We start from the raw sequence: 22,779 nt of genomic DNA on the forward strand, positions 1-22,779 counted from the left end.
ACCGCAGTGGCGTACGTGGAGGGCTCAGAGGTTGCCGCGCTTCTCCTGCTCGCGCTCGATCGCCTCGAAGAGGGCCTTGAAGTTGCCCTTGCCGAAGCCCATGGAGCCGTGGCGCTCGATCATCTCGAAGAAGACGGTCGGGCGGTCCTGGACCGGCTTGGTGAAGATCTGCAGCAGGTAGCCGTCCTCGTCGCGGTCGACCAGGATCTTCAGCTCGCGCAGCGTCTCGACCGGCACCCGGGTCTCACCGGCCCACTCGCCGAGGGTGTCGTAGTACGAGTCGGGCGTGTCCAGGAACTGCACACCGGCCGCGCGCATCGAGCGGACCGTGGAGACGATGTCGTTGGTGGCGAGCGCGATGTGCTGGACGCCGGCGCCGCCGTAGAACTCCAGGTACTCGTCGATCTGCGACTTCTTCTTCGCGATCGCCGGCTCGTTGATCGGGAACTTCACCTTCAGCGTGCCGTCGGCGACGACCTTCGACATCAGGGCGGAGTACTCGGTGGCGATGTCGTCGCCCACGAACTCCTTCATGTTGGTGAAGCCCATCACCTCGTTGTAGAAGCCGACCCACTCGTTCATCCGGCCGAGCTCGACGTTGCCGACGCAGTGGTCGATGGCCTGGAAGGTCCGCTTGGCCGGCGGCTCGACGATCGGCTTGGCGGCGGCGAAGCCGGGGAGGTACGGGCCGTCGTAGCCGGAGCGCTCCACCAGGGTGTGGCGGGTCTTGCCGTAGGTGGCGATGGCGGCGAGGACGACGGTGCCGTGCTCGTCCTTGACCTCGTGCGGCTCGGTGAGGCCGCGGGCGCCGTGCTCGACGGCGTACGCGTAGGCGGCGCGCGCGTCCGGGACCTCGATGGCGAGGTCGACGACACCGTCGCCGTGCTCGGCGACGTGGTCGGCGAGGAAGGTGCCCCACTCGGTGGTCGCCCGGATCACGGAGGTGAAGACGAAGCGGGCGCCGCCGTTGGCCAGGACGTAACTCGCGGTCTCGCGGCTGCCGTTCTCCGGTCCGGAGTACGCCACGAGCTTCATCCCGAAAGCGGTCGAGTAGTAGTGCGCGGCCTGCTTGGCGTTGCCCACGGCGAAGACGACCGCGTCCATTCCCTTGACCGGGAAGCGGTCGGCCTGCGCGGCGGTGTCAGGGCTGGTGTGCAGAGTCTCAGTCATGTTCGAAGGCTCTCCCCGCATCGCAAGGTGCGCAATAGTTCGCACATTCACTGGTCAATGTGTGCAGTCGCTCGCCATGATGGCCGGACCATCTGTACAGGGTGACCACCGGAGGAGGGCTCATGGCGATCGATCATCTGGACGGCCGGCTCATCGTGCTGCTCGCGCGGGAGCCGCGCATCGGCGTCCTCGAAGCATCCCGGCGGCTCGGCGTGGCGCGCGGGACCGTACAGGCGCGGCTGGACCGCCTTCAGTCGAATGGCGTCATCCGGGGGTTCGGCCCCGACGTGGACCCGGCGGCACTCGGCTACCCGGTCACCGCGTTCGCGACGCTGGAGATCAAGCAGGGGCAAGGGGCCGACGTGCGGGCCCATTTGGGCGGCGTACCGGAGGTGCTGGAGCTGCACACCACCACCGGGCACGGCGACATGTTCTGCCGGCTGGTGGCCCGTTCCAACGCCGATCTTCAGCGGGTGATCGACCGGGTTGTCGGATTTGATGGCATCGTCCGGGCCTCCACGGCGATCGTCATGGAGAACCCGGTTCCGCTGCGGGTCATCCCGCTGGTGGAACAGGCGGCCCAGGACACCGACTGAGCCGAGGGCCCGGAACGCCCACTGAGCTTGAGGGAGTGCCGTGTGAGCTTCTGGGAGTACCTGAACACCCGCCACCAGCAGCTCCTCACGGACGCGCTCCAGCACGTCAGCGCGGTCTTCCAGTGCATGGTCATCGCCACCGTGCTCGGTGTGGTGATCGGGGTGGTGAGCTACCGCAGCGGCTGGGGCGGCTCCCTCGCGATCACCTCCACGGCGACGATCCTCACCATCCCCTCGCTCGCGGCGATCGGTCTGCTGATCCCGCTGGTCGGGCTCGGGGTCACGCCGACCGTGATCACGCTGACGCTGTACGGGCTGCTGCCCATCGTCCGGAACTCCATCGTGGGGCTGCGGGGCGTCGACCCGGCGCTGGTCGACGCGGCGACGGGCATCGGGATGTCGCGGGCGGCGCGGCTGTGCCGGGTGGAACTGCCGCTGGCCTGGCCGCCGATCCTGACCGGGATCCGGGTCTCCACCCAGATGCTGATGGGTATCGCCGCCATCGCCGCGTACGCCTCCGGGCCCGGCCTCGGCAACGAGATCTTCCGGGGCATCGCCTCGCTGGGCAGCGCCAACGCGATCAACCAGGTCCTCGCGGGCACGCTCGGCATCGTCGTGCTCGCCCTGCTCTTCGACGCCGCGTACGTCCTTCTGGGGCGGCTGACCATCCCGAGGGGGATCCGTGCCTGAGACCGAGACCGAGGCCGTCGCGACGGACGGAACCGCCACCTCCGGGGCCACGATCCAGCTGGAGAACCTGACCAAGAAGTACCCGGGCAACCCGTACCCGGCCGTCGAGAACGTCTCGATGGAGATCAAGGCCGGCGAGACCGTGATCTTCGTCGGCCCGTCCGGCTGCGGGAAGTCCACCACGCTGAAGATGATCAACCGGCTGATCGAGCCCACCTCGGGCCGGATCAGGATCGGCGACGAGGACGTCACCGACATCGACCCGGTGAAGCTGCGCCGCAAGATCGGGTACGCGATCCAGTCCTCCGGCCTCTTCCCGCACATGACGGTCGCCGACAACATCGCCCTGGTCCCGAAGATGATCGGCTGGTCCAAGTCCCGGGTCAGGGACCGGGTGGAGGAGATGCTCGACCTGGTGGGCCTGGACCCGCGCGAGTTCCACGGCCGCTATCCGCGCCAGCTCTCCGGCGGGCAGCAGCAGCGCGTGGGCGTGGCGCGGGCGCTGGCCGCCGATCCGCCGGTGCTGCTGATGGACGAGCCGTTCGGGGCGGTCGACCCGATCACCCGCGACCACCTCCAGGACGAGCTGATCCGGCTCCAGCACGAGCTGCACAAGACGATCGTGTTCGTCACCCACGACTTCGACGAGGCGATCAAGCTCGGCGACCGGATCGCCGTACTGCGGGAGCGGTCGCACATCGCGCAGTTCGACACCCCCGAGGCGATCCTGACCAACCCGACGGACGACTTCGTCTCCGGTTTCGTCGGCGCGGGCGCGGCCCTGAAGCGGCTCAACCTCACCCGCGTACGGGATGTGGGCATCGCGGACTTCCCGACGGTGACGGTCGAGGACCCGCTCCAGACGATCTTCAACAAGCTGCGCAACGGCCCGCACAACGAGCTGCTGATGCTGGACCGCCGCAACCGCCCGTACAAGTGGCTGCGGCGCGGCGACCTGATGCGGGCGCGCGGTTCGCTGGCGCGGGCCGGGCAGCTGGTCCACGACACCGTGACCCGGGACGCGACGCTGCACGACGCGCTGGAGGCGGTGCTGACCGACAGCGGGGGGCGGGTCGCGGTGACCGGGCGGCGCGGCGAGTTCATCGGGGTCGTCGACATGAAGACGCTGATGGACAACGTGCAGGAGCTGCTGGAGGCCGACCGGCTGACCGCGATGGAGCACCAGCACGAGCTGGAGGAGCAGCGCGTGCACCAGACGGAGCAGGAGCTGGAGGGGGGTGGCGGCGGAGTATGAGCCCCAGCCACCAGTCAGGCTCCGGCAAGGGCCCGGCCACCCCCACCCGGCCGCCCGGCGAGCACGACGTCAAGGGTCACGCGTTCCACGACGAGGAGAGCGACCCCTCCCCCGCCCCGGCCGCCCCGGCGCGCCGGATCACCTGGCGGAAGCTGGTGGTCCTGCCGGTGGTGCTGGCGGTCATCCTGGTCATCACATACGTGTGGATCACCAGCATCCACCTGGACTCGATCGCGGAGAACTCTCTCTCCGGCGGCAATGTGCAGCTGCGCTGGTGGCAGCACGTACGGCTGACGGCGATCTCCACCTTCTGGGTGCTGATCATCGCGATCCCGCTGGGCATCGCGCTGACCCGGCGGCGGCTGCGGAAGGCCGCCCCCGCGTTCACGGCGCTGGCCAACATCGGGCAGGCGACCCCGGCGATCGGCCTGCTGGCGCTGCTGGTGATCTGGCTGGGCATCGGGCCGCGGACCGCGATCATCGGCATCGTGATCTACGCGGTGCTGCCGGTGCTCTCCAACACGGTGGCGGGTCTGCGCGCGATCGAGCCGAACATGATCGAGGCGGCACGCGGGATGGGGATGTCCGGGCGGGGTGTCCTGATGAAGGTGGAGCTGCCGCTCGCGGTGCCGCTGATCCTGGCGGGGGTGCGTACGGCACTCGTCCTGAACGTCGGTACGGCGACGCTGGCCACGTTCGGCGGGGGCGGCGGGCTCGGCGACCTGATCACCTCGGGGATCCAGACGCAGCGGATGCCGGTGCTGATCATCGGGTCGGTGCTGACGGTGGTGCTGGCGCTGCTGGTGGACTGGCTGGCCTCGCTGGCCGAACTGGTGCTGACGCCGCGCGGGCTGGAGGAGCGGTGAGGGTGACGTACGGCAGGTCCTTCAAGGCCCGGGCAGCCCTGTCCTGTTGCCTGTCCCTGGCCCTCCTCCTGGGCGGCTGCGGGCTCAAGAGCGGTTCGCCGATGGTGGACGACGTGTCGCCGGGGTCGGTAGGGCAGGGCGAACCGCTCAAGGGCGCCACGCTGACGGTGACCTCGAAGAACTTCAGCGAGAACATCATCCTCGGCCAGATGACCGGCCTGGTCTTCAAGGCGGCCGGGGCGGAGGTCCTGGACCGCACGAACCTGCCGGGGTCGATCAGCGCCCGCGAGGCCATCATCAACGGCGACGCCGACGCGCAGTGGGACTACACCGGCACCGGCTGGATCACCTTCCTCGGCCACGCGGACCCCGTCGTCGACCCGCAGGAGCAGTACGAGGCGGTCCGCGACGAGGACAGGGGCAACGGGGTGGTCTGGCTGCCGCCGGCCCCGCTCGACAACACGTACGCGCTGGCCATCAGCAAGAAGAACAACGCCCGGTACGAGCTGAAGACCCTCTCCGACGTGGCCGCCCTCGCGAAGAAGGACCCGGGCGCGGTGACGATCTGCGTCGAGAACGAGTTCGCCTCCCGCGACGACGGGCTGCCCGGCATGGAGAAGCGGTACGGGATGAAGATCCCGGCCGCCGGCATCCAGAAGATGGACGCCGGGATCATCTACACCCAGATCTCGTCGTCCGACTCCTGCCTGCTGGGCGAGGTGTTCACCACCGACGGCCGGATCAAGGCGATGGATCTGGACGTGCTGGAGGACGACAAGAACTTCTTCCCCAACTACAACGCGTCCCCGGTCATCCACCTGGCGACCTTCGAGAAGTACCCGGTGATCGCGGAGCTGCTGGCCCCGCTCGCCGAGAAGCTGACGACCGAGGTCGCGCAGACGCTGAACGCGAAGGTGGACGTGGACGGGGAGGACCCGCACGAGGTGGCGAAGGAGTGGCTGGTGGCTGAGGGGTTCATCGAGGAGGGGTGAGGAGGCGGGAGCCGCTTACAAAGAGTCCGTTGCAAAGAACCCCTTGCAAAGCTTCCTTTGCAAGTCTACGGTCGGAGCATGACGGAAAACGAGCCCGCCCGGCCCACCCACGCTCCCACCGCCGCCCCCGTCCCCGTCCCCGTCGGCGACCGGAACATCCACAACATCAACGCCCGTACGCTGCGCACCCTCGCGCACCCCCTGCGGATCCGACTGCTCAACGCCCTGCGGGAGTTCGGCCCCGCCACCGCCTCCGGGCTCGGCGAGCGGCTGGGCGAGTCCAGTGGCGCGACCAGCTACCACCTGCGCCAACTGGCGGAGAGCGGTCTCGTCGAGGACGCCCCGGAGCTGGGCAAGGGCCGGGAGCGCTGGTGGCGGGCGGTGCACGACGGAACGATGTTCGAGACCGCCGACTTCCGGACGCACGCCGACCCGGAGGTGCGCGGAGCCATCGACGTCGTCCTGCACGAGACGGCCACGACCCACGCCCAGGAGATGAACACCTGGCTCGGCACGATGGACGAGTGGCCGCAGGAGTGGCAACGGAGCTGGGATATCAGCGACTTCAAGATCCGCCTCACTCCCGAGCTGGCCCAGGAGCTGTCCGAGAAGCTCCACGCCGTCGTGGAGAGCTACCGGGACCGCGTCCCGGAGGACGCCGAGGGCTCGGCGGTCGTACGGACCCACCTGCACACCTTCCCCCGCCCCTCCGAATGATCAGCGCACCCCGACAGCCGACGATCCGAAGGGAATTACTCATGCACGCCGACATGCACGCCGACATCCACCTCGCTCTGCACGCCGACCGGGCCGCCGAACTGCGGCACGAGGCACGGCAGTTCCCCCTCCCCCGGACCAGCCTGCGCACCCGGATCGGCTGGACGATGGTCGAGGTCGGCCTCCGACTGGCCCGGAGCGGACCGACGGCGACCGGCGCCCACACGTTCCGTACCGCCTAGCCGACCGCCTCCCGGGGGAAGCACGGCCATGCGCCACTACCGCACACCGCTCGTCGCCACGCTCGCGGCCAACTCCATCTCCACCGCCGGGACTTCGCTCACCCTGATCGGTGTCCCCTGGTTCGTCCTGGAGACCACCGGAAGCGCGGGCCGCGCGGGCGTCGTCGCCTTCTGCGCCACCCTGCCGATCGTCCTCGCCGCGCTGATCGGCGGCCCGCTCATCGACCGCATCGGCCGCCGCCGGGTCGCCATCGCCTCGGACGCGGTGTGCGGCCTCGCCATCGCCGCGATTCCGCTGCTGCACCAGGTGGGCGCCCTCGAGTTCTGGATGCTCTGCGCGCTGATGGCGCTGAACGGGTTCGCCCACACCCCGGGCAACACCGCCCGGTACGTACTCATCCCCGACCTCGCGGAACACGCGGGCACCACGCTCCCCCGTGCCGCCAGCCTCTTCGACGCGGTCTCGCGCGGGGCCAGGATGGTCGGCGCGGCACTGGCCGGGGTGCTCATCGCCTTCGCCGGCTCGGAGACCGTACTGCTCCTGGACGCTGCGACGTTCGGGCTCTCCGCCCTGCTGATCGCCGTCGGCGTACGGGGGGTGGGCCCGGCCGAGCCGCGCAGGGGAGGGGCGCCCGTCTCCCTGCACACGTACGGCACCGAACTCCGCGAGGGCTACGCGCACTTGCTGGGCAACCGGCTGCTGCTGTCCGTCGTGGTGATGGTGATGTTCATGAACGGCACCGACCAGGGCTGGAACGCCGCCCTGCTCCCGGTGCACGCCGAGGCCGAGCTGGGCGGAGCGAAGGCCATCGGGCTGCTCACCGCGCTGTTCGGGGCGGGCGGACTGACGGGGGCGCTGCTGTACGGGGCGGTGGGGCACCGCTTCTCGCGGCGGGCGGTGTTCACGGTGTGCGTGATCCTGTGCGGCGCACCGCGCTTCCTGGTCGCGGCGGTGACCGGGACGACGCTGCCGCTGGCGGTGACCATGCTGCTGGGCGGGATCGCGGGCGGGGTGCTGAACCCGATCCTGACAACGGTGATCTACGAGCGCGTGCCGGACCGGCTGCGCAGCCGCGTCTCGGGGGCGCTGACCGCCGGCTGCGAGTTCGCGATGCCGCTGGGCGGGCTGGCCGCCGGGCTGCTGGTGGAGGGCCTGGGCGCGTCGGGGGCGCTCCTGGCGATGGGCGGGGTGTACTTCGTGGCGACGTTGAGCCCGTTGGTGTTCCCGTCGTGGCGGACGATGGAGGGGCCGGCGGCGGGAGGGGAGGCGATCCGGGAGGAAGCGGAGACGGGCCAGGAGACCGCCGTACCGTCGCAGGAGATCAGCAGCTCGGCACCTTCCCGCCCTGCTCCAGCGCCTTGAGCGCGTCCACCGCGCCGCCCAGGGTCGTGACGGGGATCAGCCGCAGCCCGTCGGGCCGCTCGGCCTCCGCCTCGCGGCACTCGGCCTTCGGGACGAGGAAGACGGTGGCCCCGTCGCGGTGGGCTGCCTGGGTCTTCATGGAGACCCCGCCGACCGCGCCGACCTTGCCGTCCGCGCTGATCGTCCCCGTACCGGCGATGGTGCGGCCGCCGGTGAGGTCGCCGCCCCTGCCGTCGCCGTCGAGCTTGTCGATGATGCCGAGGGAGAGGAAGAGGCCGGCGCTGGGCCCGCCGATGTCGCCGAGGTCCACGGTCACCCGCATCGAGCCGGGCTTGCGGTCCAGGTGGTTCAGGGCCGCGTCGACGGCGACGTTCTGGGACTGCTTCATGTCGTTCAGGTTGTGCTGCTCGATCTCCCGCTCGGAGCCGCCCGTCGGGTAGACGGAGTCCCGGGGCATGACCGCCCGGTCCGTACGGAACCAGCCGTCCAGCACGTTGCCGATCCGGATGTCCGCCGTGGGCCCGGTGGCGACGATGGTGGTCATCCGCAGCTGCCCGTCGGTGGGCCGGGTCTCCGCGCCGGTGACGGTGATCACCGGCTTGCCGCGGTCCTTGCCGAGCACGTCGGCGGTCACCCCGGGCTGCGCCAGGGTGAACGGCAGCGGTGCGAGGGCCGCCGTGCCGAAGAGGGCGAGGACGGGCAGCGCGCAGAGGGCGAGTGCGCGGGGACGCGAGAGACGAGTGAGCACCCGTCCAATCTAACCGCCGCGCGGGAGCGGGAACGCGCCAGGCGTACGCCCCCGCCGTGCCACTGCCGCGGGGCGCCGCCGGTGCGACGGCCGGCACCCGGCCCCCCGGCCACCCTCCCGCGCCGCGCCCCGCGCGCTACCGCAGGGCGTCCGCCACTTCCCGGGCGGCGTCGAGGACCCGGGGCCCGACCCGTTCCGGTACGGCGTCGGCGAGCATGACCACGCCGACGCTTCCCTCCACCCCCGACACCCCGACCAGCGGCGCGGCCGCCCCGCTGGCACCGGCTTCGAGCTCGCCGTGGGTGAGGGTGTAGCCGGGGTGTCCGGCCGTGGTGTGCTGGCGGGCGGAGAGGATGGCCCGCCCGGCGGCACCGCGGTCCAGCGGGTGCCGGAAGCCGGCCCGGTAGGCCACGTGGTAGTCGGTCCAGGTCGGCTCGACGACGGCGACCGCGAGGGCGTCGCTGCCGTCGACGAGCGTGAGGTGGGCGGTGGCCCCTATGTCCTCGGCCAGGGAACGCAGCGCGGGCAGCGCGGCCTCCCGGACGAGGGGATGCACCTGACGGCCCAGGCGCAGCACGCCGAGTCCGACCCGGGCGCGGCCGCCCAGGTCGCGACGGACCAGGGCGTGCTGCTCCAGGGTGGCGAGCAGCCGGTAGACGACGGTCCGGTTGACGCCGAGTTTGTTGGACAACTCGGTGACGGTCAGACCGTGGTCGGTATCGGCGAGCAGTTTGAGGACCCGCAGTCCTCGGTCGAGCGTCTGGGAAGTCTCCGCTGTCACGACGCCCTCTCCTCTTCGGGTGAGCGACGACGGCCCTGCTCCGGGGGTTGCGACGCCGGTCCCAGCGGCGACGCACGGAGAGGCCGCCGGTCTGGCCAAGGCACCGGCTGCGCTCCGCGGCGGCTCTGCCACGGGGCGTTCATATGGCGGGGACAGTAGCGAGCCAGTCCGCTCAGCGGAAGCCCTCGTCCAGAATCCGGGCGCTTCGCCGAAGCGGGCCCCGACCGTGCGGCATAACCGCCGGTCAGCGCGGTGGCGTCCGAAACGCGAACATCTACGCGCGTCCAGGAGGACAGACGTGATCGTGACCCTTCGTGCGCCTCGCGTGAACCGGCGTTGACCCACCGTGAATTGAAGCCTGCACAACTTTTTGGCCGGGCGGTGCAGGGTGGCCGGAAACAGGCGCGCGGCCCGTCCCGGGTGGGTCCGGAACGAGCCGCACGGAGCGCGGTACGGCGCCCGTCACGTCATGCGGGTGGCCCACTCCTGGACCTTGGCGATCCGCTGCTGGATCTGGTGGGCGGTCGCCTCGGCGGTCGGGGGGCCGCCGCAGACGCGGCGCAGTTCGTTGTGGAGCACGCCGTGGGGCTTGCCGCTCTGGTGGGTGTAGGCGGAGACCATCGTGTTGAGCTGCTTGCGCAGGCTCAGCAGCTGCTTGTGGGTGACGACGGGCCGTGCCTCGGCGGGCTTCTCCAGGAGGTCGGCCTCCTCGGCCGGCTTCTGGCGGCTGTGAGCGATCTGACGGCTCTGGCGCTTCTGGAGGAGGAGCTGCACCTGGTCCGGCTCCAGGAGGCCGGGGATGCCGAGGTAGTCCTGCTCCTCCTCGGAACCGGGGTGCGCCTGCATGCCGAACTCGGCGCCGTCGTACAGCACCCGGTCGAAGACGGCGTCGGACTCCAGCGCTTCGAAGGGCAGTTGCTCCTCGGTCTCCTCGTCCTCCAGCTTCTCGGCGTCGGCGAGGAGCTGGTCCTCCTCCGCGAACGGGTTCTCCTCGTCGCTGCCCTTCTTCGGCTTGTCGAGGACGTGGTCCCTCTCGACCTCCATCTCGTTGGCGAAGTCGAGGAGCATCGGGATCGTCGGCACGAAGACGGAGGCCGTCTCCCCGCGCCTGCGGGAGCGCACGAAGCGGCCGACGGCCTGGGCGAAGAAGAGGGGCGTCGAGATGGTGGTCGCGTACACGCCGACGGCGAGCCGCGGCACGTCGACGCCCTCGGACACCATGCGGACCGCGACCATCCAGCGCGACTCGTCCGCGCTGAACTTGTCGATCTTCTTCGAGGCCGCCTTCTCGTCGGAGAGGACGACGGTCGGGGTCTCGCCGGTGACCTTCTTCAGGATCTTGGCGTACGCGCGTGCCGAGTCCTGGTCCGTCGCGATGACGAGCCCGCCCGCGTCGGGGATGCCCTTGCGGACCTCGGTGAGCCGCTTGTCGGCGGCGCTCAGCACGTTGGGGATCCACTCACCGGTGGGGGCGAGCGCGGTGCGCCAGGCCTGGCCGATGGCGTCCTTGGTCATCGGCTCGCCGAGCCGGGCCGCGATCTCGTCCCCGGCCTTGGTGCGCCAGCGCATGTTGCCGCTGTAGCTGAGGAAGATCACGGGGCGGACGACGCCGTCGGCGAGTGCGTTGCCGTAGCCGTAGGTGTAGTCGGCGGAGGAGCGGCGGATGCCGTCGTTCCCCTCCTCGTACGCGACGAAGGGGATCGGGTTGGTGTCCGACCGGAACGGCGTGCCGGTGAGCGCGAGCCGCCGGGTCGCCGGGTCGAACGCCTCCTGGCAGGCCTCGCCCCAGGACTTCGAGTCACCGGCGTGGTGGATCTCGTCGAGGATCACGAGGGTCTTGCGCTGCTCGCAGCGGTTGCGGTGCAGCATCGGGCGGACGCCGACACCCGCGTAGGTGACGGCGACGCCGTGGTACTCCTTGCTCAGCGGACCGGCGCTGTACTCCGGGTCGAGTTTGATCCCTATCCGGGCGGCCGCCTCCGCCCACTGCTTCTTGAGGTGCTCGGTAGGGGCGACCACGGTGATCTGCTGGACGACATGGTGGTGCAGCAGCCACGACGCGAGGGTCAGCGCGAACGTGGTCTTGCCCGCGCCGGGCGTCGCGACGGCGAGGAAGTCGCGCGGCTGCTCCTGGATGTACCTCTCCATGGCCGCCTGCTGCCAGGCTCGCAGCTTGCCGGCGGTGCCCCAGGGGGCGCGGCCGGGAAAGGCGGGTGAGAGGTGGTGGGAGGCGGTGGTAGTAGTCACGGTCTCCGGTTCGGGGCGCTCGGGTACGTGGGTCGCTGCCGCTACCGCACCCGGCCCGAAGGACCCGGCCCGCGATACGACAACCGGGCCACCCTACCGGGGGCCCGGTTGAAACCCGGTACGAACGAGCCGCGCCGACGGCCGACGAGACCGTGCTCACAGCTCGTCGACGACCAGGGCCCGCAGCCCCTGGGAGATGACCTTGATCTCCTCCGTCTCACCCGTGGCCACGTCGATGACCAGCCGTTCCGCCGCGTCGATGTCCGGGCGAAGGTCGACGCCGTTCATGGCGAGGAACGTGACGCAGGAAAGCCAGGCCGTCCGCTTGTTGCCGTCGAAGAAGGGATGGTTGACCGCCAGGGACTGGAGGAGCGCCGCCGCCTTGTCGATGAGGTCGGGATAGGCCTCCTCCCCGAACATGGCGGCCGAAGGGCGATGGACGGCCGACTCCAGGAGACCGGCGTCCCGGACGACGATCTGCATGTCGTCGCAGGCGTGCTCGGCGATCACGAGCACGTCCTCAGAGCTCAGGTAGACGCAGTTCACTTGAGCCGCTCCATGAGCTCGCTCCACTTGGCTGCCTGCTCCTTCGCCGTCTTGCGGACGATGGCCTGCTGCGCCGTCCTGGCGAGGTAGTCGTCCACGGCCTGGAGCAGTATGGCGTGCATGCTGGTGCCCTCCTGCTCGGCACGCTGCTTGAGAGCCTCGGTCTGGTCGTCACGAAGACGCAGGTTCATAGCCATACCAGAACGGTACCACCCAGTGGGGCTAGAGTGGTACCGCTACTTCTCCCGTACGACGACCCGCGTAGCCACCCAAGCCCCCACCACGGCCACCACCGCCATCGGCACGAACACCGCCGCGAAGGCCATCGGGTGCGAGCCCTCCGCCGCACCGCTCACCGTGCCGTGCGCCGCCGCGCCCAGGGCCTCGCCGCCGAGGGCCGCGAAGGCGGCGCCGCCGAGGGCCAGGAGCAGGACGTTGGAGAGGCCGTCGGAGATCTGGAGGGCAGCGGAGTTGGAGCCCGCCTCCTCGGGGGCCGACAGCTTCAGCAGGAGCACGCTGGTGGAGGCGATCACCATGCCCATGCCGAAGCAGCCGAAGGCCCAGGCCACGGCGACGATCCAGACCGGGACGGAGGGGATCAGCACGGTGGGGGCGACGGCGATGGACGCGGCCACCAGCACCATCCCGCTCACCATCAGCCGCTCCCGGTACGGCTCCAGGCGCGGCCGGGACTGGACGTACGAACCGAGCGCCCAGGTCGCGCCGCCCACCGCCAGGGAGAGGCCCGCCATGGTCGGGGTCAGGCCGCGCTGGGTGACCAGCATCAGCGGGACGAAGGACTCCGCGGCGATGAACGAACCGGCCGCGACCCCGCGCAGCAGGATCACCGACGGCAGCCCGCGCGCCGCCCGTACGGTGCCGGTGGGCAGCAGGCCCCGTACGGCGGGCACCAGCAGGGCGACGCCCGCGGCGGCGGGCAGGACGGCGAGCCAGTTCAGCTCCTGGCCCGCGTACTGGAGCAGCCCGGCCCCCGCCGAGATCCCCAGCGCGAGGCGGATACGGCGGCGGTCGTACGGTGGCGGCGGCGCGTCCGGGTCCGCGGGCCCCGAGGCCATCCGGCGGATCTGCGGAAGGGCCAGGGCCAGCGGGATCACGATGAGAGCGGGGATGCCGACGAAGACCCAGCGCCAGCCGAGGTGCTCCGTCACCGTGCCGGCGGCCAGCGGTCCGACCACGGACGGGATCACCCAGCTCGCGGCGAAGGCGGCCATGATGGCGGGCCGGATGCGTTCGGGGTAGGCCCGCCCGATGACCACGTACAGGGCGACGATCACCAGCCCGCCGCCGAGCCCCTGGACCGCCCGGCCCGCGATGAAGACCCACATGGAGCCCGCCGCCCCGGAGAGCAGCAGCCCCGCGCCGAAGGCGGTGATCCCGGTGGCGAGCGGCTGGAGCGGTCCGCGCCGGTCGGCCCACTGGCCGGAGAGCACCATGGCGAAGAGGCTGGTGGTGAAGTACGCGGAGAAGGCGAACGCGTAGAGCGGGATGCCGTGCAGCTCCCGGGCGGCCACCGGCATCGCCGTACCGACCGCCGTCGCCTCGAACGCGATGAGGAACACCACGGAGACGATGCCGATACTGAGCGCCCGGAAGGTGCGCCCGAGCACCCCCTCGGCGGCCGCCTCGGTGACCGCCCCGGCCAGATCGTCCGGCAGCGCGTCCGGCATCCCCGGCCGCAGGTCCCCGGGTATGCCGGTCTTCAGATCGGTGGGGAGGTCCGCCGGCAGCCCGGTCGCCGGGTCGGTGGGGCCACCCGGCAGGTCGTGCGGCAGGTCGGTCGGCGCGGGGCGCGCGGCATCGGTGCCGTCACGCTGTTCGGGGGCGGTCATGGCCCCAGGGTAAGGGGCGTGGAGCGGTTTGAGCCCTGTCCCTGGGTCCGCCCGGGGTCGTCCCTTGGTCGTAGGCCGCAGGGCCGGGCGTGAACGGCGTATGGCAGTCGCGTTGCGTACCGGCCGCTTCCCTTGTGGTCCGCTCCCCGCGCCCCCTAACGTCGAGGACACAACAGCAAACGCATGGCCGTGTGCCCGAGAGGCTCAGGGGCTCGACTGCAACTCGAGTTACACCGGTTCGATTCCGGTCACGGCCTCCAGAAGGACAACGCCTGAGCGGCGGACACCCCATCGTGCGGGGCATCCGCCGCTTCGTGCTGTTTCACCGGGGTGCCGGGTCCGACGACGGTCGAGGCTCCAGCCCTCCGTCGGTCTCGCAGCCCAGCTCCTTCGCCATGGCCAAGGAGAAGGAGTGGGCCACGGTCGCGTAGGCGTCCTTCAGCTCATCGGGGTCACCCTCGGGTTCCGTGGGCATGCCTCCGCGCTCCACGCCGATGTCCACGTGGGCCGGCGCGGAACCGGTCAGCTTCCCGCTCCGGCAGGCAAACCGGATGACCGCGCCGTCCGTCGCGGTCAGAGCACGTTCCCCCATCGGGAGCACAGTGAACTTCGGGGCCGGGTCGCCCGCCGGGGTGCCGTCGGAGCGCAGCCAGGTGATCCTGAGCTCGACCTCCGGCCTACCGACAGGTGTGTAGATACGGCAGACATCCCCGTCCACGGTGCCAGGGCCCCCGGAACCCCCGCTCAGTTCCTGTCCGGCATGCGCGATCGTGTACTTCTCATCCTCGAACCGCGACGCCCCCGTGATCACGCGGAGTGCCTCGGCCGCGTGGGCCGTCACGGCGCTGCCGCCGCAGAGCCGCGTCCCCGCCACTGCCGTATCGCTCGGCTTCCCGGCCTCGTCACCCCCGCGTCCGCAGCCGGTGGCCCCGAGAACGAGTGCCCCCGCCACCCCCACAACGAGGCGTCCACCGCGCCTGACCCACTGGTTGATCGCCATCTTCTTCCTCTGCTCGCGCCGGGGGGAGCGGCCTCACTACCGCGGTCGCAGGTCCGGCTTCTCGGGGAGGCCGGCGTTGCCCTTGCAGTCGAGTTCCTTTGCCACGGCCAGCGATGCGGCATGGAGGATCTCCAGGTTGGCATCACGGAGTTCACGCGTATCGGGTGCATCGCTCCGCCCTCGCCCGAAGCCACCGCGAATCCGCAGCGGGGTATTCTCCGAGCCCTTCAGTTGCGGGCTGACGCACTCGAAATAGAGCGATGCTCCTCCCGGCCCCACCTCGGACTGCTTTCCCATGGTGTAAAGCTGCCATCCCTCCGGCAGGCGACGGTCACCCACGTCCTGCGGGGCGTACATGGAGAAACTCAGCGCGCCCCGGTCCCGCGTCCCGCCGCCCTTCGGGCTCAATCGGCAGAGTTCCGCCCCGGTGGCCCAGCTGCGTCCGGACTCGTGACCGCGTTTCAGTGCGTCGACGACCCCCTCCATTTTCCGGGACCCCGACCTGGAGAAAACGGTGTCGCCCGTCACGGACTCGACCTTCTTCGCCAAGGGCCCCGCGAACAGCCCATTGCAGACCTCCGCCGCCCCGACGAACGGATCCTCCTTCGACGCTGTCCGATCCGCACGCGCCACCACCGACTCCCATGGCCAGCCCTAGCCCGACAGCGGCAACCATGCGGCCTGCCCGCGACCCCACACCCCTCACCTCTCCGTCCGTTCCCGTGTTCCGCCGTCAGCCGGTTTCCGGGGCCCTGCCCTGCTGGTTCTCCCGGTCGTTGCCGGTCGAGTAGCCGCTCCTCATCGACTCCTTCATCTCCTGCCGGAATGCCTTGTCGTCCTCTGTCGTGTGACGCCGAAGGAATTCCTCCATCGGCGCCTCGGCCATGGCTTCGCCGGACCGGTAGATCCTGTTCCACTCCTTGAGCGTGAGTTGCTCAGCTTTCTCCTTGCTCTTGTCGACCGAGTTATCCGAGATATCCCCGATGACTTGACTGATGAACTGCTCTGCGGCACCGCTGGCGGTATCGGTCGCCAAGGGGATCAGCACAGCGGCAGCACCTACGGCGGCCGTCGCAGGCAGGAACGCCACGCCGGCCGCGACTCCCGCCGCCGCACCGAACTCCACCCAGCCCGAACGTGCGGCCACGGCCTTCTCGTAGTCCTCGTGCTTCTTCATCTTGTCCGCCTCGACCTGGTCCGCCCGGGACTGATCGAGCATGCCCTGCACCTCCGCGCCGACGTGCACGGCCATCCGGGCCCCGCCCCTGTCGATCTCCCCGGGTCCCGCCTGTGCCTCGAGCACACTTCTCGTGTAGACCTGCTCCGCCGTGGAAAGGGTGGCGTACGCGTCCGCGTGCTGGCCCATGGTGCTGAGGAACTGCCGCACGACATCCCGGCCGTTCCCGCTCTCGCCGCCGGGACCGGAGAAATCGAGATGCCCATCCGTGTTCCCGCTCGGCGCGAAGATGCTCTCCCGGTCGTTCTTCTCCAGCGACCAGTTGATGTCGTCGATGTATCCGGCCCCCATCCCCCCGAGGCTGTCGGCCATGCTCTCCTGCTTTTTGAGCAGCCCGGCGTCCTCGCCGTACTTCTCCATGACCTGGCGCATGACAGCCGCGTTGTCGGCGTCCCGCACAACACCCGCGTCCGGATGACCCGCCGGATAGCCCAGCGTCGCCGCCTCCAGCGCATGCCCGAGCGCGTCCGGCATGTACTGCCGGGTGGCCTCCAGCTTGTTCGGGTCGGTGGAGCCCATGTCCGGGAACGACTCCCACTTCTCGTTTCCGAAGAAGTCGAGGTAGTTGCCGATGGCCTCGCCGTCCTGCTTGCCGAGATCGGCGGTGGCTCCCTTGTCGACCGTGCCGTCCTCGTTGTAGGCCGTCGGGTCGTCGGTGAAGAAGCGCTTCGCCGCGTCCGGGCTGTTCCCCAGTGCCTCCAGCATGGCCGTGACCGGGTCGTAGCCGGAGCCGTTCTTGCCCGAGGGGTTGAACGGGCTTCCCAGAAAGCTGTGCACCTGCTTGTTGTCGGCGAACCTGTACGGATCCTTCTGGTGCAGTTGCGCGACATGCTCGGCGATCGGGTTGAGGAACTTGGCGTCGTATTTGCCGTACCGCATGATGCCGCCGAGCAGTTGGTACCCGTACGGGTCGCCGGGGGTGTCGTACTTGGAGAGCGGGATCTGCTGCGTCCCGAGCTTGCGCAATTCCGGCCCCCACTCCGCGGAGAACGCCTTGTCGTACGAGGCGGTGGCCAGGTTGAGCCCGAGGTTCTTCTGGAGCGTCTGGACGTCCTTGAGCCGCTCCTTGTCGAACTTCATGCCCCGGTACGTGTCCGTGGCGAGCTGCCCGAAGAAGGACAGGGACTTCTCCGGGCCGAGCTTCTCGTAGAAGTTCTTCGAGAACTCCACCGACTTGCTGTTGTCCCTCAGCAGTTCGTTGAGCGACTGGAGTTGAGTGTGCGTGAGGTCGCGCCCCTTGACGGCCAGCGCGGCGGCCCCTGGCGGCCGACGAACGCGTGCGCCCCCTCAGGCCTTCGGGGTCACCACGGCCGCCTGCGGGCGCACCGGCAGGCGGTTCACCGGGCGGCCGGTGGCCGAGCGGACCGCCGAGGCGACCGCGGCCGGGGCCGTCACGACGGGGACGGCGGAGGCCGGCTTGGCGCCGAAGGGGGCGACGACGTCCCGCTCCTCGACCAGCTTGACGATGCGGATGTCCGGGGCGTCCAGCGAGGTCGGGAGCGCGTAGCCGGTCAGGTCGGGGTGGCGGATCAGGCCGCGGGCGGTGCGGAGGTTCTCGGTGAGGGCCGCGCCGATGCCCTGGGTGATGCCCGCCTCGATCCGGGTCGCCAGCTGGGCAGGGTTCAGGACGCGGCCCACGTCCTGGGCCACCGCCATCTCGACCACGCGGATCGAGCCGAGCTCGATGTCGACGTCGACGACCGCCCGTACGGCGCAGAACGCGAGGCCGACGAAGGCGTCGCCCTGGCCGGACCCGTCCAGCGGCTCGGTGGGGTGGGGGCGGCACTGGGCGGTGGCCCAGAGCTCCTTGCCCTCCATCGCCTCCATGACCGTGGTGGACAGGACACCGTCGTACGAGGTGATCTTGCCGTCGGCGATCTGGAGCAGCTCCGTGGACATGCCGAACTTGTGGGCCAGCGGCTGGAGGAGCTGGGTGCGGACCATCTTCGCCGCCCGCTCCACCGCCCCGCCGGAGACCCAGGTGTGGCGGCCGTGCGTCGCCGGGCCCGCCGGGGGTTGGTCGGTGTCGACGGCGGCCACATGGACCTCGTCCACGCCCAGGACCTCCTGGACGATCTGGCGGGCGAGGGTGGTGAAGCCCTGGCCTGTTTCGACCGCCGCACAGATCACCGTGGCCACGCCGTCGTGGACCCGGACGGTGGCCGTGGAGACCTCGTCCGTGCCCTCGGCGCCGAGCATGTGGACCATGCCGACCCCGTAGCCCACGCCCCGGCGGACCGCCCCGGGTTCGCCCGCGCCCTCGGGGCCGCCGGGCAGCAGCCAGTCGTCCTCCGGGGTGTCCTTGGGGAGGGCGGGCAGGGGGTGGTCGCGGACCGCGCGGATCAACTCGGCCACCGGGGCCGGGCAGGTCACCGTCTGGCCGGTGGGCAGGATGTCGCCCGTCGACAGCGCGTTGCGGAGGCGGAGTTCGGCCGGGTCGATGCCGAGCCTGGCCGCCAGCTTGTCCATCTGGCCCTCGTAGGCCGCGCAGACCTGCATCGCGCCCTCGCCGCGTACGTGACCGGAGGGCGGGTTGTTCGTGCGGACCGCCCAGCCCTCGATGAAGGCGTGCGGGACGACGTACGGGCCGCAGGCGAACGCCACCGCGGCGGCCAGCGACTCCGAGGACGCGTCGGCGTACGCGCCGGCGTCCAGCAGGATCTGGGCCTCCACCTTGACCAGTCGGCCGTCCGCGTCCGCGTGGTGGCGGTAGCGCAGCAGGGTCGGGTGGCGGTGGGCGTGGCCGAGGAAGGACTCCTCGCGGGTGGCGGCCAGCTTCACCGGGCAGCCGGTGCGCAGGGCGAGCAGGCCCAGCGGGATCTGGAAGCCCGGGTCCTCGCGGTCGCCGGTCGCGCCGGGGACGCCGGTGACGACGACCTTGACGCGGTCCGGCTCCAGGCCGAAGCAGGCGGCGGCCAGGTCGCGGTCGGTGTGCGGGTCGGTGGAGGCGGTGTAGATCTCCACGCCTCCGTCCGGGCGGGGCACGGCGAGCCCGGCCTCCGCGCCGATCGGGGCCGGGTCCTGGCGGCCGATGCGGTAGAGGCCCTCGACGATGACCTCGCCGGTCGCCTCGGCGTCGCCGTAGCGGAGGGGGATGTGCCGGATCAGGTTGCCGTCGGGGTGCAGGGGCTCCGCCGCGAACGCCTTCTCCGGGTCCGTGACCGGCTCCAGCACCTCGTACTCGACGGCGACGGCGGCGGCGGCCAGCCGTGCGGTGTCCGGGTGGTCGGCGGCGACGGCGGCGATCGGCTCACCGTGGTGGCGGACGAGGTCGGAGGCGAAGACGGGGCGGTCGACGACGCTGCGGCCGTAGTTGCTGTCCCCGGGGACGTCCTCGTGCGTGACGACCGCGCGCACCCCGGGCATCGCGGCGGCGGCCGAGGTGTCGATCGACAGGATGCGGGCGTGCGGGTGCGGCGAGCGGAGCACGGAGGCCCAGAGCAGCCCCTCGGCCCAGAGATCGGCGGCGTACGGGAAGGTGCCCTCGGTCTTCGCCCGGGCGTCGGCGGGCGGCAGCGAGGCGCCCAGGCCCATCAGGGGCGGCTCCTGGCGGGGCCCGTCGCCCGGTCCGCCGGCCGCGTCGATCCTGGGCAGGGTGGTGCTGGTCGCGTTGGCCGCGGTGGCTGCGTCGCCGCTCACACCGCCTCCTTGTCGTTCGCCCCGCCGCTACGGCGGCGGGGGGTGACCTGTGGTGTCGCGGGGTGCTGTCCCGATGGCCTGGGTCTGCGCGCGTCGATCACTGCGCGCCTCCCTCGTGCGGCTGGTGCCGGTGCTGCTGCTGTACGCCGCCGGCGCCGGGCTCGGCCTGGTGCGGGATACGGGCCTCGTCCTGGACGGCCGCGGAGGCCTCCGCGCTCGCCTCGCGGGCCGCCACGACGTCCGCGACCGCGTCGAGCACGCCCCGGTAGCCGGAACAGCGGCAGAGGTTGCCGCAGAGGGCCTGGCGGGTCTCCAGCTCGCTGGGGGCGTGGTTGCCCTCCAGGAGGTCGTGCACGGTCATCGCCATGCCCGGGATGCAGAAGCCGCACTGGACGGCTCCGCAGTCGGAGAGCGCTCGCTGGACGTCGGACGGTTCGCCGTCGACGGCCAGCCCCTCGACCGTACGGACCTCGCTGCCCGCGGTGGTGGCGGCCGGCACCAGGCAGGAGGCGACCAGGCGGCCGTCGACCTGGACGTTGCACGCCCCGCACTCGCCCTGCGAGCAGCCGTCCTTGGCGCCGGCGAGGCCGAGGCGCTCGCGGAGCACGTAGAGCAGGGACTCGCCGATCCAGGCGTCGCTGACCGGGCGGTCCACGCCGTTCACGTGCAGGAGGTAGGAGGCGGAGGGGTGTTCGCTCGGTACGTCGACGGGGGCGGTGGCCGGGTCGTGCGCGGGGTCGTGGGCCGGGTCCGGCTCGGGTTCCGCTTCGGGGGCGGGGTCCGGTCCGGCCGCTGCCGGTTCCTCGGGGGCGGGGGCGGCTCCCAGGTCCTCGGGGGCGGAGGGCTGGGGGCCGACTGCGGCCTCCGGGGCCGGGTCGGCCGAGGGCTCCGCTTCCGGTTCCGCGTCCGCTGCGGCGAGGGGATCCTCCGGCGACTCCTCCGCTTCGGGAACGGGAAGCGGATGACCGTCGGTCTCGGGGCCGGCCGCGGGGCGCGCAGCCGTGTGCTCCTCGTCCGGGCCGGGGCGCACGGGCGCCGGGGATTCCTCGGACTGCGGCTGAGTGGCCCAGGGGGCGGGGGCGCCGCCCGGGAGCGTGGCCGGGCGCGTGTCGTCCGCGTACCACTGCTGCGAGGCCGCCGCCGAGGCGAGGAACTCGCCCGACTCGTCCGGAAGATCCCCGTCCGCGACCGGGATCGTCCACTGGCCGGTGTGGCCCGTGTGGCCCGAGTGGTCGCCGGGGCTCGCGTGGTCGGCGTGGTCCGCGTAGTGGGACGGATCGTTGTGGCCGCCGGGGCCTGTGTGGTCCGGGTGGTCCGCGGGCCCCGCCCCCGTGCCCGACGGCGCGGTCTGCTCCCCGATCGCCTCGGTGAAGTTCCACTGGGCCGTGGAGTGCGAGGTCTCCTGGTACGGCTGCGCGTAGCCGCCCTGCTCGTTCGGGTCCGGCCAGTGCACCGCGCCCGGGGGCGCCTCCTGGGCTCGCCGCTCGGCCTGCGCCTGCTGCTGGCTCTGCGTCTGCACGACCCAGCTGCCCGTCGCGGACGGATCGAGACCGGCGGCCGGGGTCAGCGGGACGATCATCGGCGGTACGTACCCGTGGCCGGGCGCGGCCAGCGGGATGTTGGCCAGGTCCTCCGGCGGGAGCTGGACGAACGCGGTGGCGTCCGCGTCGTACTCACCGCTCTGCGGCGTCGGCTCCCAGCCGCCGTACCGGGGGTCGGGGCCGTCGGTGTGCCCGTGCTGTCCCTCCTGCCCGTACCGGTCGGAGGTTTCCTCATTGCTCACGACAGTGCCCTCCCCAGTGCGCGTCGGGCGAGCGCGGCGACGGTGCGCCGCAGGTGGAGTACGGCCGGGGACAGCGGCGGGGCTTCCGACCCGTCGGCCGGCGGCGCGTGGTCCGGGATGCAGGCGGCGGCGACGTACTCGCCGAAGGCGGCCAGGGCGTCGGCGGCCAGGCCCCGCTCGCCGTCCCAGTCGATCAGCGAGGCGATCCAGCGCTCCGCCTCCAGCGGGCGCAGCGGCATCGGGGCGATGGCACCGACCGCGCAGCGCACCCCGCGCCGGGCCGGGTCGAGCACGATGGCGACCGAGGCGGTGGCACGGCCGGGCCCGGTGCGGCCGGTGGCCTTCAGGAACACCTGCGGGGCGTGCAGCAGCGGTACGCGGACGAAGCCGATCAGCTCGGCCGGGTCCAGCATCTCGCGGCCCGCCAGGAGGTGGGAGACGGGGATCTCGCGGCGGGTGCCGCCTGGTCCCGCGACGACCAGCTCGGCCTCCAGGGCGGCCAGCACCGGCAGGGCGTCGCCGGTGGGCGCGGAGGTGGCGATGTTGCCGCCGAGGGTTCCGGCGTTACGGATCTGGGGCGGGCCGGCGGCGCGCGCCGAGGCGGCGAGGGCGGGGATCAGGGCGGCGAAGTCGGGCCGTCCCATACGGGCGTGGGTGAGGCCGGTGCCGAGCAGGGCGTGGCCGTCCTGGTAGTGCCAGCCGCGCAGCTCGCTGATCCGGCCGAGGCCGACCAGTCCCGAGGGGCGCAGGAGCCCCCTGTTCACGGCCGCCATCAGGTCCGTCCCACCCGCCACGGGTACGGCGGCAGGCATGGCTTCCAGCGCCGCCACGGCCTCGTCGAGCGAGGCCGGCAGCGTCACCGACTGCATCGCCTGCGGTGCGTGCGTGGTCAACCCAGCTGCCCCTTCCCGGTCTCCCGGCTGGTCCGCCTGTTGCGCCGTACGGTACGTGTTCACAGGCCGGACGTGGCAACTCTGGCACATCTTCCGATGGGACCGGCGCGAGGGTCCGCGAAGGGTGGATCCGTCCCTGACCTGGGGGATGATCCGGTTTCGCA

At 71.5% G+C, this 22,779-nt stretch carries 21 protein-coding genes and 1 tRNA gene; 9 read left to right on the top strand and 13 right to left on the bottom strand.

Annotated elements, in window-relative coordinates; all coding sequences use genetic code 11:
* Positions 1 to 24: 24 nt before the first annotated feature.
* Positions 25 to 1,170 (bottom strand): 4-hydroxyphenylpyruvate dioxygenase, encoded by a 1,146-nt coding sequence (gene hppD / locus ABZ154_RS04510; RefSeq protein WP_356828944.1) that lies wholly within the window; start codon positions 1,168 to 1,170, stop codon positions 25 to 27.
* Between the two features lie 122 nt (positions 1,171 to 1,292).
* On the opposite strand from hppD, the gene ABZ154_RS04515 reads away from it, so the two are divergent.
* The 8 genes from ABZ154_RS04515 (at position 1,293) to ABZ154_RS04550 (ending at position 7,891) form a co-directional block, all read left to right on the top strand.
* Positions 1,293 to 1,766, top strand: coding sequence for an Lrp/AsnC family transcriptional regulator (locus tag ABZ154_RS04515; RefSeq protein WP_356828946.1), 474 nt, complete (start codon positions 1,293 to 1,295; stop codon positions 1,764 to 1,766).
* Between the two features lie 42 nt (positions 1,767 to 1,808).
* Positions 1,809 to 2,456 carry an ABC transporter permease gene (locus ABZ154_RS04520; RefSeq protein ID WP_356828948.1) on the top strand — a complete coding sequence of 216 codons (648 nt, stop codon included), beginning with the start codon at positions 1,809 to 1,811 and terminating at the stop codon, positions 2,454 to 2,456.
* Positions 2,449 to 3,711, top strand: a complete 1,263-nt coding sequence (locus ABZ154_RS04525) for a betaine/proline/choline family ABC transporter ATP-binding protein (RefSeq protein ID WP_356828950.1) — start codon at positions 2,449 to 2,451, stop codon at positions 3,709 to 3,711. Before ABZ154_RS04520 ends, ABZ154_RS04525 begins: the two co-directional genes overlap by 8 nt.
* On the top strand, positions 3,708 to 4,577 hold the full coding sequence (locus tag ABZ154_RS04530) for an ABC transporter permease (protein ID WP_356828952.1): 870 nt from the start codon (positions 3,708 to 3,710) through the stop codon (positions 4,575 to 4,577). Before ABZ154_RS04525 ends, ABZ154_RS04530 begins: the two co-directional genes overlap by 4 nt.
* Before the next feature lie 101 nt (positions 4,578 to 4,678).
* Entirely contained in the window at positions 4,679 to 5,569 is an 891-nt protein-coding gene (locus ABZ154_RS04535; protein WP_356829096.1) for a glycine betaine ABC transporter substrate-binding protein, read from the top strand.
* Positions 5,570 to 5,647: 78 nt separating this feature from the next.
* Positions 5,648 to 6,286, top strand: coding sequence for a metalloregulator ArsR/SmtB family transcription factor (locus ABZ154_RS04540; protein ID WP_356828954.1), 639 nt, complete (start codon positions 5,648 to 5,650; stop codon positions 6,284 to 6,286).
* A gap of 53 nt (positions 6,287 to 6,339) precedes the next feature.
* A complete protein-coding gene (locus ABZ154_RS04545; RefSeq protein ID WP_356829098.1) occupies positions 6,340 to 6,528 on the top strand; it encodes a hypothetical protein in 189 nt (62 codons plus the stop codon).
* A 28-nt stretch (positions 6,529 to 6,556) separates the two neighbouring features.
* The gene (locus tag ABZ154_RS04550) at positions 6,557 to 7,891 is read left to right on the top strand and encodes an MFS transporter (RefSeq protein WP_356828956.1); all 1,335 of its coding nucleotides are present in this window, start codon (positions 6,557 to 6,559) and stop codon (positions 7,889 to 7,891) included.
* Here the strand turns inward: ABZ154_RS04550 and ABZ154_RS04555 are convergent.
* From ABZ154_RS04555 to ABZ154_RS04580, 6 genes are all read right to left on the bottom strand, one after another.
* Entirely contained in the window at positions 7,851 to 8,639 is a 789-nt protein-coding gene (locus ABZ154_RS04555) for a S16 family serine protease (RefSeq protein WP_356828958.1), read from the bottom strand. The genes ABZ154_RS04550 and ABZ154_RS04555 overlap by 41 nt on opposite strands.
* Positions 8,640 to 8,775: 136 nt before the next feature.
* Entirely contained in the window at positions 8,776 to 9,420 is a 645-nt protein-coding gene (locus ABZ154_RS04560) for a helix-turn-helix domain-containing protein (protein WP_018488589.1), read from the bottom strand.
* A gap of 462 nt (positions 9,421 to 9,882) precedes the next feature.
* Positions 9,883 to 11,667 (bottom strand): DEAD/DEAH box helicase, encoded by a 1,785-nt coding sequence (locus ABZ154_RS04565; protein ID WP_356828960.1) that lies wholly within the window; start codon positions 11,665 to 11,667, stop codon positions 9,883 to 9,885.
* A 156-nt stretch (positions 11,668 to 11,823) separates the two neighbouring features.
* Positions 11,824 to 12,213 carry a type II toxin-antitoxin system death-on-curing family toxin gene (locus ABZ154_RS04570; RefSeq protein WP_356828962.1) on the bottom strand — a complete coding sequence of 130 codons (390 nt, stop codon included), beginning with the start codon at positions 12,211 to 12,213 and terminating at the stop codon, positions 11,824 to 11,826.
* A complete protein-coding gene (locus ABZ154_RS04575; RefSeq protein WP_026290595.1) occupies positions 12,210 to 12,410 on the bottom strand; it encodes a ribbon-helix-helix protein, CopG family in 201 nt (66 codons plus the stop codon). The genes ABZ154_RS04570 and ABZ154_RS04575 overlap by 4 nt, the downstream gene beginning before the upstream one ends.
* Before the next feature lie 39 nt (positions 12,411 to 12,449).
* On the bottom strand, positions 12,450 to 13,901 hold the full coding sequence (locus ABZ154_RS04580) for an MFS transporter (RefSeq protein WP_356829099.1): 1,452 nt from the start codon (positions 13,899 to 13,901) through the stop codon (positions 12,450 to 12,452).
* A gap of 347 nt (positions 13,902 to 14,248) precedes the next feature.
* Here ABZ154_RS04580 and ABZ154_RS04585 point away from each other — a divergent pair.
* Positions 14,249 to 14,323, top strand: a tRNA-Cys gene (locus ABZ154_RS04585).
* A 62-nt stretch (positions 14,324 to 14,385) separates the two neighbouring features.
* On the opposite strand, the gene ABZ154_RS04590 is transcribed toward ABZ154_RS04585, so the two are convergent.
* The 6 genes from ABZ154_RS04590 to ABZ154_RS04615 form a co-directional block, all read right to left on the bottom strand.
* Positions 14,386 to 15,063, bottom strand: coding sequence for a hypothetical protein (locus ABZ154_RS04590; protein ID WP_356828964.1), 678 nt, complete (start codon positions 15,061 to 15,063; stop codon positions 14,386 to 14,388).
* Positions 15,064 to 15,099: 36 nt separating this feature from the next.
* Positions 15,100 to 15,696 carry a hypothetical protein gene (locus ABZ154_RS04595; RefSeq protein ID WP_356828965.1) on the bottom strand — a complete coding sequence of 199 codons (597 nt, stop codon included), beginning with the start codon at positions 15,694 to 15,696 and terminating at the stop codon, positions 15,100 to 15,102.
* Between the two features lie 100 nt (positions 15,697 to 15,796).
* The gene (locus tag ABZ154_RS04600) at positions 15,797 to 17,470 is read right to left on the bottom strand and encodes a hypothetical protein (RefSeq protein ID WP_356828967.1); all 1,674 of its coding nucleotides are present in this window, start codon (positions 17,468 to 17,470) and stop codon (positions 15,797 to 15,799) included.
* Positions 17,471 to 17,587: 117 nt separating this feature from the next.
* The gene (locus ABZ154_RS04605) at positions 17,588 to 19,939 is read right to left on the bottom strand and encodes a molybdopterin cofactor-binding domain-containing protein (RefSeq protein ID WP_356828969.1); all 2,352 of its coding nucleotides are present in this window, start codon (positions 19,937 to 19,939) and stop codon (positions 17,588 to 17,590) included.
* A gap of 97 nt (positions 19,940 to 20,036) precedes the next feature.
* The gene (locus ABZ154_RS04610) at positions 20,037 to 21,722 is read right to left on the bottom strand and encodes a 2Fe-2S iron-sulfur cluster-binding protein (RefSeq protein ID WP_356828971.1); all 1,686 of its coding nucleotides are present in this window, start codon (positions 21,720 to 21,722) and stop codon (positions 20,037 to 20,039) included.
* Positions 21,719 to 22,615, bottom strand: coding sequence for an FAD binding domain-containing protein (locus ABZ154_RS04615; RefSeq protein WP_356828973.1), 897 nt, complete (start codon positions 22,613 to 22,615; stop codon positions 21,719 to 21,721). The genes ABZ154_RS04610 and ABZ154_RS04615 overlap by 4 nt, the downstream gene beginning before the upstream one ends.
* Positions 22,616 to 22,779 lie beyond the last annotated feature (164 nt).

Source organism: Streptomyces sp. NPDC006261 (assembly GCF_040613515.1).
Classification (GTDB): domain Bacteria; phylum Actinomycetota; class Actinomycetes; order Streptomycetales; family Streptomycetaceae; genus Streptomyces.